Source organism: Rhodococcus sp. 2H158 (assembly GCF_053764755.1).
Genome location: NZ_JBSNCE010000010.1, coordinates 186,854 through 198,474, shown reverse-complemented (window position 1 = coordinate 198,474; position 11,621 = coordinate 186,854). Strand labels below are relative to the sequence as shown.

The following is an 11,621-nucleotide window of genomic DNA, read 5'->3' as shown; positions in this document are numbered from 1 at the left end:
TGTTCCCCCGCGACCCTCGTCGCGAGTTGAGCTCTACTTGCTGGTGGTGGTGAAGGGCAGCAGCGCCATCTCGCGGGCGTTCTTCACCGCGATGGCGACCTGCCGCTGCTGCTGCGGGGTCAGGCCGGTCACGCGACGGCTGCGGATCTTGCCGCGATCGGAGATGAACGTGCGGAGCAGGTTCACGTCCTTGTAGTCGACGTACTCGATCTTCGCCGCGAACAGCGGGTTCTTCTTGGGCTTGCGGCCTTCCACGGCACGCGACTTCTTCGACGGGCCCCTCTTGACTGCCATGACTCGCTCCTCACCAGCTCGACTTGTGGACGCCGGGCAGCTCGCCGCGGTGCGCGAGTTCCCTCACGCGCACGCGTGAGAGCCCGAACTTCCGCAGGTGGCCGCGCGGACGTCCATCCGCAGCGTCTCGATTGCGCAATCGTACCGGACTGGCGTCGCGCGGCAGACGCTGCAGGGCGGTCCGGGCGGCGAGGCGTTCCGCGTCGGTGCTCCACGGGCGCCGCACGATCTCCTTCAGTTCCGCGCGACGTGCGGCGTAGCGGGCGACGACGAGCTTGCGCTGCTCGTTGCGGGCGATCTTCGATTTCTTGGCCATGGCCTACTTTTCCTCGCGGAAGTCGATGTGGCGGCGCAGCACGGGATCGTATTTGCGCAGGACCAGCCGGTCGGGATCGTTGCGCCGGTTCTTGCGGGTGACGTAGGTGTACCCGGTGCCGCCGGTGGAGCGGAGCTTGACGATGGGTCGGATCTCGTTGCGGGCCACTAGAGCTTTTCTCCTCGGGCGCGGAGGCGGGCGACGACGGCTTCGATGCCGTCGCGGTCGATGGTCTTGATGCCCTTGGCGGAGAGCGTCAGGGTGACGCGGCGTCCCTCGGAGGGCAGGTAGTAGGTCTTGCGCTGGATGTTCGGGTCCCAGCGGCGGTTGCTGCGGACGTGCGAATGGGAGACGGATTTCCCGAAGCCGGGCTTGCGTCCGGTCACCTGGCAGTGCGCCGACACGGCGGGCTCCCTTCTGTCGGCGCCCCGAGGGCGTAACGACAATCGTTTTCGACAAATGGCCCGAGCGACTGTACGCTCCCTTCGAGCTAATGACAATCGTTACCGAAAGGGGTTCCGGTGGACACCAGAACGCCGCTGATCGTCGTCTCGGGCCGGCGCGGACCCACCGAACGCACCGCGCGGGCCCTGCTGCGTCCGGGAACCGTCGTCGTGCACCACGACCTCGACCACGTCGGTGAGGGGGTCGTGCGCCGCACCCTCACCACCGCGCACGACCACCGCCTCGACGTGCTCGAACTGGCCCACGGCTGCGTCTCCTGCACCCTCCGCGAGGATCTGCTTCCGCTGCTGCGGCGCCTGCACGCCCGCAGCAACGTCGACCGCATCGTCCTGCTCCTGGACCCGCGGCTCGAGCCCGAGGCGCTGTGCTGGGCCGTCGAGCACGTCGTCGTCGCCGGCGTGGTCGGGCAGATCGACGGGCCCGCCGCCCACGACGTGCGGATCGAGGCCACCGTCACCTGCATCGACGCCGCCACCTGGCTCACCGATGCCACCGGCGACGAGGAACTCGACGACGACCGCACCGTCGCCCAGGTCGTCGTCGGCCAGGTCGAGTTCGCCGACGCCCTCGTCGTCCGGCCCGGAGCCGACGGCTGGCAGCAGGCGAAGCTGCACGCGGTGCTCTCGCGGCTCGCGCCCGACGCACCCGTCGCGTGGGGCGAGGACGTCGACGTCGAACACCTGCTCCGGCAGATCCCGCCCGGTGCGCGGCGCGGGACGGTGTCCGACGCGCACTCTCCGCTGCTGCGCGGTCAACCACCGCTCGGCGAGGACTGCGGCGTGCGGCTGCTCGAGTTCGGTGCCCGCCGGCCCTTCCACCCGCAGCGCCTGCACGAGGCGATCGACGTCCTCCTCGACGGCGTGGTCCGCGCCCGCGGCCGGGCCTGGGTCGCGACGCAACCGGACAACGCGCTGCTGGTCGAGTCCGCCGGTGAGGGCCTGCGCGTCGCCCACGCCGGGCCGTGGCTCGCCGCGATGACTCCCGAGCAACAGCAACGCGTCTCCGGCGAACGGCGGGCCATGGCGGCGCTGCGCTGGGACGACACCCACGGAGACCGCGACACCTCGATGGTGATCCTCACCCACGACGCGGACCCCGACGAGATCCACCGCGCCCTGGAGTGGGCACTGCTCACCGACGAGGAGTTCGCCGACCCGGCGGCCTGGCCGACGTGGGACGACCCGTTCGGCGACTACCACGAAGATCCGTGCGACGACCTGCCGGCACCCACTGCCGGCACCGCACCGACAGAAGGAGAAGGACGAGCATGAAGCCCGGCATCCACCCCGACTACCACCCCGTGGTGTTCCAGGACGCCAACACCGGATCGGCGTTCCTCACCCGCTCCACCGTCACCGCCGACCGCACGGTCGAATGGTCCGACGGCAACACCTACCCGCTGATCGTCGTGGACGTCACCAGCGAATCCCACCCCTTCTGGACGGGAACTGCCCGCGTGCTCGACGCCGCCGGCAGGGTCGAGAAGTTCGAACGCAAGTACGGCAAGCGGCGCCGTCCCTGACCCCCACCCGGACACCCGAGGAGAACCACCATGGCAGTACCCAAGCGCCGGATGTCCCGGTCCAACACCCGCAGCCGCCGCTCGCAGTGGAACGCGCAGGTCCCGCCCCTGGTGCCGGTCACCGTCGCCGGTGTCACGCACCACGTCCCGCGACGGCTCGTGAAGGCCGTGCGGCTCGGGATGATCGACCCGACCGAGGTGTGACGACCGGCGAGGGGACCCGCGGCGCCGGGCGGGTCCCCCTCGGCGGACACGCCGCCGCCCTCTCAGACACCTCTCAGCGGTCGGGTCCACACTGGAGGCCATGCGCATTCTGGTGGTCGACGACGACCGGGCGGTGCGGGAGTCCCTGCGCCGATCACTGAGCTTCAACGGGTACACCGTCGAACTCGCCACGGACGGGCAGGACGCCCTCGAACAGGTCGCGGCCGAGCGGCCCGACGCGATGGTCCTCGACGTGATGATGCCGCGGGTCGACGGCCTCGAGGTGTGCCGCCGGCTGCGCAGCACCGGCGACGACCTGCCCATCCTCGTCCTGACCGCCCGTGACTCCGTCTCCGAGCGGGTCGCCGGCCTGGACGCCGGCGCCGACGACTACCTCCCCAAGCCGTTCGCCCTCGAGGAGCTGCTCGCCCGGCTGCGCGCGCTGCTCCGCCGCGCCTCGCCCGACCCGGCCACCGAGTCGGAGGAGACGCTGCGTTTCGCTGACCTGACGCTGAACCCCTCCACCCGCGAGGTCACCCGCGGCACCCGGTCGATCAGCCTCACCCGCACCGAGTTCGCGCTCATGGAAATGCTCATGGCGAACCCCCGCCGGGTCCTCAGCCGCAGCCGCATCCTCGAGGAGGTGTGGGGCTACGACTTTCCCACCTCCGGCAACGCCCTCGAGGTGTACGTCGGCTACCTGCGCCGCAAGACCGAGGCCGACGGGGAGCCGCGCCTGATCCACACGGTGCGCGGTGTCGGCTACGTCCTGCGGGAAACCCCGCCGTGACCCGGCTCGACGGCGCCGACCCGGATTCGAAGCGCCCCATGCGCCCCCCGCTGCTGCTGACCCGGTCGGTGCCGCTGCGCCGGCGTGTCACGTTGCTGGCCGCCGGCGCGGTGGCGATCGCCGTCGCGGTGACCTCCATCGCGGCGTACGCGGTGGTGGCCCGCGCCCTCTACGCCGACGTCGACAAGCAGTTGCGGGCGCGGGCTGCCGCGCTCGTCGAGAGCAGCACCCTGATCACCTACGATCCCCGCTACATCGGTGGCGCCCAGCTCTACAGCTCCGACATCAGCGTGGCGCTCATCTACTCCAACTTGGGGCAGTACGTGCCGCCCGGGTCGTCCGTCCCGATCGGCGGCGCCGAACTCGCCGTCGCGAAGGGCGAACGGGAGTCGTCGCTGCGCACCGTCGGCCATCAGCGGGTGCTCGCGCAGCGCATCCCCGACGGCAGCACCATCGTCATCGCCCAGCGTCTGCAGCCCACCGCGGACATCCTCAAACGGCTCGCGAGCGTGCTGTTCGTCGTCGGCGGGTGCGGCGTGGTGCTCGCCGCCGCTGCCGGCGCGACGGTGGGACGCACCGGTCTGCGCCCCGTCGCGCGCCTCACCGCGGCGGCCGAGCGGGTCGCCCGCACCGACGACCTGCGGCCGATCCGCGTGACCGGGCACGACGAGCTGGCCCGGCTCACCGAGAGCTTCAACACGATGCTGCGCGCCCTCGCCGAGTCGCGGGAGCGGCAGAGCCGGCTCGTCGCCGACGCCGGCCACGAGCTGCGCACCCCGCTGACGTCGCTGCGCACGAATATGGAGCTGCTCATCGCGGCGAGCCGGCCCGACGCGCCGAACCTGCCCGAGGAGGACATGGCGGAGCTGCGCGCCGACGTGGTGGCGCAGATCGAAGAGCTGTCCACCCTGGTGGGCGACCTCGTCGACCTCGCCCGCGAGGACGCCCCCGAGACGGTGTTCGAACCCGTCGACATCTCGGAGGTCGTCGAGCGCAGCCTCGAACGCGCCCGGCGCCGCCGCTCCGACATCGACTTCACGGCGCACACGGAACCGTGGTTCGTCTACGGCGACCACGCCGCGCTCTCCCGGGCGGTGCTCAACGTCCTCGACAACGCTGCCAAGTGGAGTCCCGCCGACGCCGAGGTGCTGGTGTCGATGCGTCAGCTCGGCACCGGCCTGATGGAACTGACCGTCGACGACGCCGGCCCCGGCATCCCCGAGGAGGACCGCGAGCTGGTGTTCGAACGGTTCTACCGCTCCACCGCGTCGAGGTCGATGCCCGGATCCGGCCTCGGCCTCGCGATCGTGCGGCAGGTGGTGATGAAGCACGGCGGCACCATCGCGGTCGACATCTCGTCGCGTGGGGGTGCCCTCGTCCGGATCGTGCTGCCCGGCACCCCGCAGCTCGAATACCCGGCGGATTGACAGGAAAATCGCCGTCGGATCTAAGCGGACTCTCAGCCGCCGCGGGCATGCTGGAAGCCGAACGACGAGCCGCCGACCCGGCGGCTGTGTAGACCGAAAGCGATGAGATGAGCGAGGACCCCACACCCGGTGGCGGCCGCCCCGAGCCGCACCAGCCGACACCGCAGCAGCCGAATCCCTACCAGGCTCCCTCCGGCCCCTATGCCGGGTACGGGCACACCGGGCCGTTCGGCGCCCCGCCCCAGCCCGCGTCGGGGCCCCAGGGCTCACCCCGATCGGCGCGGGGCCTGCTCGCCCTCGGAGCCGTCGCGCTGGCACTGGTCAGCGGCGGGATCGGCGGCGCCGTCGGCGCGTGGACCACGCAGCAGTCGACCGGCGGCACGGCCGTCACCAATGCCCTCGACGCGCCGCGGCCGTCCACGACGACCGTCGCTGCGGCGCCCGCCGGTTCGGTGCAGGCCGTCGCGCAGAAGGTCGTACCGAGCGTCGTGCGCATCGAAGTGGTCGGCCGCACCGCGCAGGGCGAGGGCTCGGGCGTGATCCTGTCCTCCGACGGCCTGATCCTCACCAACAACCACGTCGTCGCCGGGGGCGGCGCCGGCGCGCAGCTCACGGTGTACTTCTCCGACGGCAACTCGGTCCCCGCGACCATCGTGGGCGCCGACCCGATCTCCGACATCGCCGTGATCCGCGCGGAGGGCCGCACCGACCTCACCCCGATCGAACTCGGCGACTCGAACGCCGTGCAGGTGGGCCAGCAGGTGGTGGCGGTCGGCTCGCCGCTCGGTCTCGAGAGCACGGTGACCACCGGTATCGTCTCGGCCCTGGACCGGCCCGTGTCGACCAGCGGGGAGACCGGCAACCAGAACACCGTCATCGACGCGCTGCAGACCGACGCCGCGATCAACCCCGGCAACTCCGGCGGCGCGCTGGTGAACATGGACGGCCAGCTGATCGGCGTCAACACGGCGATCGCCACGGCCGGCGGACAGTCCGGATCCATCGGCCTCGGCTTCGCCATCCCGGTCGATCAGGCACGTCGCATCGCCGACGAACTCGTCGACACCGGCAAGGCGACCCACGCCGTCATCGGCGTCCAGGTGCCGTCGCAGAGCGACGTGCGCGGCGCTCGGGTCATGGAGGTCACCGGCGGCGGGCCGGCGGAACGGGCCGGTATTCCGAGCGGCGTGATCATCACCAAGGTCGACGACCGGCTCGTCACCGACGGGGACTCCCTGATCGCGGCGGTCCGCTCGTACGCGCCCGGCGACACCGTGCGCATCACCTACACCGACGCACAGGGTGGCAGCGAGAAGACCGTCGACGTGCAGCTCGCGGCGGCCGAGGCGGGTGGCCGATGAGAAGAGACGCCGCCGGATTCATTCTCGGACATACAGCTCGTTCGACGGACAGGGCAACTACGGTGGGCATCATGGAATTCGAAACCCCCAGGACCGGGCGAGCCCTCGTGGTGATCGTGGACGACCGGGTAGCGCACGGCGACAACCCGGACTCCGCCGGGCCCCTGGTCACCGAGCTCCTCGCAGAGGAGGGATTCGCCGTGGACGGTGTCGTCACCGTGTCGGCCGACGAGGTGGAGATCCGCAACGCCCTCAACACCGCCGTCATCGGCGGCGTGGACCTGGTCATCTCCGTCGGCGGCACCGGGGTGTCGCCGCGCGACGTGACGCCCGACGCCACCTCCGATGTGCTCGACCGGGAACTCCCGGGGATCGGCGAGGCCCTGCGCTCGTCCGGCTTCTCCGCCGGCGCGATGGACGCCGGTCTGTCCCGCGGTCTGGTCGGCCTGTCCGGCTCCACGTTGGTCGCGAACCTCGCCTCCTCGCGCGCGGCGATCCGCGACGGCATGGCCACGCTCCTGCCGCTCGCCTCGCACGTGATCGAGGAACTGTCGCGAGTGGAGGGATAGCCATCACCGGCACGGACGAGAGCACGTCGGGCGCGTCGTCGGACGACGCACCAGGGCGCGACGACGCGAGCCGGGCCCGGATCGACCGGGCCCGGCTCCGCCGCATCTTCGGCGATGTACTCCCCGAGACGACTCGCGACGAGCGCTCGCCGGGAGACGATTCATCCGACTCGGAAGAATGGCTGCGCAGGCAGGTACCGCCGCACCACGGCCGCATGTGATCTACCCCACTTGTAGAAGTCGGCCGATGCCGAATCGTTAATTGCAGCGGTGGGATTCCGCAACCTTCTCGTAACCCTGCAACGCGGCGAGTCGCGGCCGACGCGCGCTCGGCTTTCGGTGGCGCGCATCACGGAAGTACCGGCAGTATGTATTCGGCCACAGCGGAGCATGAACCCGTCACCAGGGGGTATGCGGCTCTATTCATGGGTGAGAGACGGTTTTCGGCGCCTCCGCAGCCCCTGCGGGACATCCGTTGAAATGGCACCGATTGTTTCATCGGGCCGAAACAATTCCGGGTTCGACGACGCCTCGCCCCGGGACGTAGCCGTTGCTGGCTTCAGAGGTCACGGTCTAGTCTCTGTCCTGGTTCGCTCAGGTCAAGATCGGTAGCTAATGCGACGATCTTCATCACGAATCGGAAACGCAACCGTGCGGATGACGCACACGTCGGCACCGGTGAGCACGCTCGCCGGTGTCTCAGGTGTGGCATGCCTCGCGGGCGACAGGGCAGTTGTCGGACGCGTGTGCGTGACCCGGCACGCAGAGAATGGATGAGGCATTCATGAAGATGCAGACGCGACGCGGTGTGAAGGCCGCCCGCAACGTCACGGTGGCCGCCGCCGCCGTGTTCGGCCTGGTTCTGGGATCGACCGGGACCGCCGGCGCTGTGGTCGACGACCAGAACCGGATCGTGTCGGACGGCCACGAGGTCATCGTGACCCAGGAGGACACCTTCATCCAGGGTGTTCCCCCGATCGGCGGCAGCCCGCTCAGCCGCGAGTGGTTCCACAACGGCCGTGGCATCGCCAACATCGTCGGCCCCGACGCCGCGGACTTCGAAGGCTCGACCTTCCAGTTCGGCTACCAGTTCGCGTGGTCCGCCGCCGTGGACGGCTCGATCGGTGTGGCGTGGTCCAGCCCGCAGCTTGAGCTCGAGGCCACCCGCGGCGTGGAAAACGTCGACCAGTTCAATCCGGTCTGGAACACCAACGAAGCGGGCGACTACGTCGACTACGAAGGCAATGTCGTCGAGGTGGAGGATCGCGTCCCTGCAACGGATAGCGGTAACGCGGACGGCAACCCCCTGTACATCCCGAACGGTGAGACGAGCCCGGCGCCGTACGCAGAGGATGTTCTCACCGTCGACAGCATCCTTCCGCAGTTCACCGCGGGCATCGAGCTGACCCCGGCTCCGGGCATCGAGGAGCTCGTCGTCGCCGAGGGCGAGTTCGACGGCGATTACAAGCACGTCCAGTTCGCCAACGTCCACGGTGCCGCCACCGGCGTCATCGGCGCGGTCTCGGTCCGCCCGTTCGTCCGCGTGATCACCGCGAACGGCGACAACGTCACCACCTACGGCAAGGTCTGGACGATCTAGTCCTACTCGCCCCACCCCGCAGTAATCCCCACCAAGAAATACGGAGAAATCATGGGAATCAAGTCGCGTGGCTTCAAGGCCGCACGTAACGCCGCGGTGTCCGGTGCCGCTGTCCTGGGCCTGGTCCTCGGTGCGACCGGCTCCGCGCAGGCTGCGGTCGACGATCAGAACCGGATCGTCTCCACGGACGGCTACGAGGTCGTGGTGACCCAGGAGGACACCTTCATCCAGGGTGTTCCGGCCCTGGGTGGCAGCCCGTTCAACCGCGAGTTCTTCCACAACGGCCGCGGCACCGCGAACCTCGTCGGTGAGTCCGCCGCCGACGCCGAGGGCACCACGTTCCAGTTCGGCTACCAGTTCGCGTGGGCCGGCAGCATCGACGGCGCCATCGGCGTCACCTACTCCACCCCGCAGCTGGAACTCGATGCGGGTGACATCATCGTGACCGACATCCTCCCGCAGGCCTACGCCGAACTCGAGCTGACCCCGGCTCCGGGCATCGAGGAGCTCGTCGTCGCCGAGGGCGAGTTCGACGGTGACTTCAAGTCCGTGCAGTTCTCGAACGTTCACGGCACCGCTTCCGGCGTCATCGGCGCCGTTCAGGTCCGTCCGTTCGTTCGCGCCATCACCGCGAACGGCGACAACGTGACCACCTACGGCAAGCCCTGGACCGTCTGACACGACGTCCTGTCGACAGGCTGAACACGGGTTGGGCCCGCTCGGAATTCCGAGCGGGCCCAACCTTTTTCGTCGGTGGCACGGTTGCGCCTACTGTTCCCTCTCCTCGAGGCTCAGCTTGGCGTGTGCGCCGGTCTGGCCGGACTGCACCTGGAGGAGGTCGCGGATCTGGATGAGCAGATCCTCGGCGCTCGCCTTGGTGTCGTCCCTCTCGGTGGCGAACCGCTTCTTGGCCGCGTTCGCCGGGAGGATCAGTACGAAGTAGACGACGGCGGCGATGATGACGAAATTGATGATCGCCGACACCACCGCGCCGAAGTTGACGAACGTGGCGGGATTGTCCGAGAGGATCTGGACACCCCAGCCCATCTCGTTGTCACCGCCGAGCGCGGCAATCAGGGGTTCGATGACGTAGCTGGTGAATGCCGTGACGATGGCCGTGAACGCGGTGCCGATGACGACCGCGACAGCGAGGTCGAGTACGTTTCCGCGGAGCAGGAAGTCCTTGAAGCCTTTCAACATGGCGCTTCTCCTAGACGTGTCTTGTCGTCATGCTCGCAGTCGCACCATAGACCAGCAGGTATGTCGCAAAGGCCGGAATGCGGAACCAGGCCCGGATCAGTGCAGGGTCACCGTCAGTGCGCTCACGAGCGACGCGGCGGCCACAGCCGTCGCCGGCTCGGGTGGCAGGGCGAGCAGGACCACCTTCTCGCCGCGGTCGTTCGTCTCATCGCTTCCCTGGGCCAGCACGACGGTCGCCCCCGTGGCCAGCACCCGCACCTCCGGTCCCGCGCCCGACGGCGGGGAGCCGGCCTCGGCGACGGTGAGGACGTCGACGAGGTCGCCTTCGCGCAGCAGATCTCCGACACCGGGATCGGCCAGGCGGACCGGGACCACCCGGGCCGCCGCGTCGCCGGTGGCGGACGCCGCCAGCCGCGGCCCGAGCATCCGCACCCCGACGAGGGCTTCGCCGGCGGGCACCGGTCCGGCCAGGGTGTGGCCGATCGCCTCGGCGGGGTCGGTGAGTGCCCCGGACGGGAGTTGGGACGAGTCGCGCTCGACGACGGTGACGTCGTCGACGGTGAGGGTCTGCCCGGGCCGCAGGTCGCGGGCGGCGACGACCGTGCGGGTCCGGTCGCCCGACGGGCCGCCGGTGACGGCGGAGACCGCCGCGACCCCGACGAGACCGGCCGCGATCGCGCGGCGGACGGCGACGGTGCGCGCCCAGCCCGGCCGTGTCAGTGCCGTGAGGCGGTCGGGCAGGGTGGGATCGAGCGGATTCCGCAGGGGCGGGAACGAGAACGGGCCGGCGGGCATGGCCCGAACCCTACGAGTTCGGCCGTGCCCGCCGGCCCGGTGAAGTGCCGGTCACGGGCGGACTGTGGATGAACCGTCCGCCTGTGGATGAAACCGTGTCAGCTCGCGGCTGCGGCCGGTGCCGACGAGGTGCTCGACGACGAGGAGTCCGACGACGAGGTGCTCGACGAACTGCCGGACGACGAGTCGGACTTGGCCGGCTCGCTGGCGGTGCTGCCTCCGCCGCGGGAGTCGGTGCGGTAGAAACCGCTGCCCTTGAAGACGATGCCGACCGAATTGAACAGCTTGCGCAGCTTGCCCGAGCACTCGTTGCATTCCGTCAGGGCGTCGTCGGTGAACGACTGCACGATGTCGAATCGGTTGTCGCAGGACGTACAGGCATAGGAGTAAGTGGGCACCGGTGGATCCTCCGCGAATTGGTTGGCGACCGCAGCATTAGCACTCTACAGCTGACAGTGCCAACGTGGCTACCTGGGTGCTCTATTCCCGGTGTCGCGCGACCCGTTCAGCGGCACCAGGCCGCGGCCGGGGGTCAGGGCCCAGCCCATCCGGATGTCGTGGGGATCCTCCGGCAGCTCCGGCACGAGTTCGTCGTCCCGGACCACCGCGACCAGGACGGCGTCGGCAGCGGCGAGGTGCAGGGTCCGGTCGTAGAAGCCGGCCCCGCGACCGAGCCGCACGCCGCGCTCGTCCACTGCGAGCGCCGGCACCACCACGGTGTGCGCCCGCCGTACCTCCTCCGGGCCCAGCGCAGGCCCGATGGGTTCGAGCAGGCCGTACCCGGCGGGGGCGAGGGTGCCGGGGCCGGTGTACTGCGCCCAGTCCAGGGTGCTGTCCGGGCGGGTGAGCGGGAGCAGCACCCGGTTTCCGGCCTCGCGCAGGGCGTCGAGCAGGGACAACGCCCCGGGTTCCGAACCGACCGGCACGTACGCGCAGACCGTCGCCCGGGCGGGGGCCAGCGACCGTGCCGCCGCGGCGAGGGCGTCGTCCTCGCCGCGGCGCTCCCCGTCGCTGCGGGCCCGTCGCGCAGCAACGATTCGGGCCCGCCATTCCGACTTGGAGAGTGCGCTCATATCCG

General features: G+C 70.1%; 17 protein-coding genes. 9 read left to right on the top strand and 8 right to left on the bottom strand.

The genetic code is table 11. From position 1 onward, the window contains the following. Positions 1-33: 33 nt before the first annotated feature. Genes rpsR through rpmB form a run of 4 tightly spaced genes read right to left on the bottom strand, consistent with a single transcriptional unit; the run spans position 34 to position 1,014 of the window. Positions 34-294, bottom strand: coding sequence for a 30S ribosomal protein S18 (gene rpsR / locus ACWPOB_RS12380; RefSeq protein WP_100058056.1), 261 nt, complete (start codon positions 292-294; stop codon positions 34-36). Between the two features lie 10 nt (positions 295-304). After that, positions 305-610: a 30S ribosomal protein S14 gene (gene rpsN, locus ACWPOB_RS12375; RefSeq protein WP_455400985.1), complete on the bottom strand. Its 306-nt coding sequence runs from the start codon at positions 608-610 to the stop codon at positions 305-307. 3 nt (positions 611-613) lie between these two features. Continuing rightward, positions 614-778 carry a 50S ribosomal protein L33 gene (gene rpmG / locus ACWPOB_RS12370; RefSeq protein WP_003937781.1) on the bottom strand — a complete coding sequence of 55 codons (165 nt, stop codon included), beginning with the start codon at positions 776-778 and terminating at the stop codon, positions 614-616. Further along, the gene (gene rpmB / locus ACWPOB_RS12365; RefSeq protein WP_006944981.1) at positions 778-1,014 is read right to left on the bottom strand and encodes a 50S ribosomal protein L28; all 237 of its coding nucleotides are present in this window, start codon (positions 1,012-1,014) and stop codon (positions 778-780) included. Before rpmB ends, rpmG begins: the two co-directional genes overlap by 1 nt. Positions 1,015-1,131: 117 nt before the next feature. On the opposite strand from rpmB, the gene mrf reads away from it, so the two are divergent. The 9 genes from mrf to ACWPOB_RS12320 all read left to right on the top strand — a co-directional run bounded on the left by mrf (position 1,132) and on the right by ACWPOB_RS12320 (position 9,226). After that, complete coding sequence (gene mrf, locus ACWPOB_RS12360; RefSeq protein WP_100058055.1) at positions 1,132-2,346, top strand: ribosome hibernation factor-recruiting GTPase MRF; 1,215 nt, start codon at positions 1,132-1,134, stop codon at positions 2,344-2,346. Continuing rightward, positions 2,343-2,597, top strand: a complete 255-nt coding sequence (locus ACWPOB_RS12355; protein ID WP_006944978.1) for a type B 50S ribosomal protein L31 — start codon at positions 2,343-2,345, stop codon at positions 2,595-2,597. Before mrf ends, ACWPOB_RS12355 begins: the two co-directional genes overlap by 4 nt. 30 nt (positions 2,598-2,627) lie before the next feature. Beyond that, a complete protein-coding gene (gene rpmF / locus ACWPOB_RS12350; protein WP_455400984.1) occupies positions 2,628-2,801 on the top strand; it encodes a 50S ribosomal protein L32 in 174 nt (57 codons plus the stop codon). Positions 2,802-2,901: 100 nt separating this feature from the next. Beyond that, a complete protein-coding gene (locus ACWPOB_RS12345; RefSeq protein ID WP_006944976.1) occupies positions 2,902-3,591 on the top strand; it encodes a response regulator transcription factor in 690 nt (229 codons plus the stop codon). Between the two features lie 38 nt (positions 3,592-3,629). Beyond that, entirely contained in the window at positions 3,630-5,018 is a 1,389-nt protein-coding gene (locus ACWPOB_RS12340) for an ATP-binding protein (protein ID WP_455400989.1), read from the top strand. Between the two features lie 107 nt (positions 5,019-5,125). Next, positions 5,126-6,379, top strand: a complete 1,254-nt coding sequence (locus ACWPOB_RS12335; RefSeq protein WP_455400983.1) for a trypsin-like peptidase domain-containing protein — start codon at positions 5,126-5,128, stop codon at positions 6,377-6,379. 71 nt (positions 6,380-6,450) lie between these two features. After that, positions 6,451-6,948 (top strand): MogA/MoaB family molybdenum cofactor biosynthesis protein, encoded by a 498-nt coding sequence (locus ACWPOB_RS12330; RefSeq protein ID WP_029542037.1) that lies wholly within the window; start codon positions 6,451-6,453, stop codon positions 6,946-6,948. Between the two features lie 784 nt (positions 6,949-7,732). Next, on the top strand, positions 7,733-8,548 hold the full coding sequence (locus tag ACWPOB_RS12325; protein WP_455400982.1) for an MspA family porin: 816 nt from the start codon (positions 7,733-7,735) through the stop codon (positions 8,546-8,548). A gap of 51 nt (positions 8,549-8,599) precedes the next feature. Continuing rightward, positions 8,600-9,226, top strand: coding sequence for an MspA family porin (locus ACWPOB_RS12320; RefSeq protein WP_065922893.1), 627 nt, complete (start codon positions 8,600-8,602; stop codon positions 9,224-9,226). A 90-nt stretch (positions 9,227-9,316) separates the two neighbouring features. On the opposite strand, the gene mscL is transcribed toward ACWPOB_RS12320, so the two are convergent. From mscL to ACWPOB_RS12300, 4 genes are all read right to left on the bottom strand, one after another. Next, complete coding sequence (gene mscL, locus ACWPOB_RS12315; protein WP_455400981.1) at positions 9,317-9,748, bottom strand: large conductance mechanosensitive channel protein MscL; 432 nt, start codon at positions 9,746-9,748, stop codon at positions 9,317-9,319. 96 nt (positions 9,749-9,844) lie between these two features. Beyond that, entirely contained in the window at positions 9,845-10,543 is a 699-nt protein-coding gene (locus ACWPOB_RS12310) for an RcpC/CpaB family pilus assembly protein (RefSeq protein WP_455400980.1), read from the bottom strand. A gap of 98 nt (positions 10,544-10,641) precedes the next feature. Then, complete coding sequence (locus ACWPOB_RS12305; protein WP_006944967.1) at positions 10,642-10,941, bottom strand: FmdB family zinc ribbon protein; 300 nt, start codon at positions 10,939-10,941, stop codon at positions 10,642-10,644. A gap of 69 nt (positions 10,942-11,010) precedes the next feature. Further along, complete coding sequence (locus ACWPOB_RS12300; RefSeq protein ID WP_455400979.1) at positions 11,011-11,616, bottom strand: 5-formyltetrahydrofolate cyclo-ligase; 606 nt, start codon at positions 11,614-11,616, stop codon at positions 11,011-11,013. Positions 11,617-11,621: the final 5 nt, after the last annotated feature.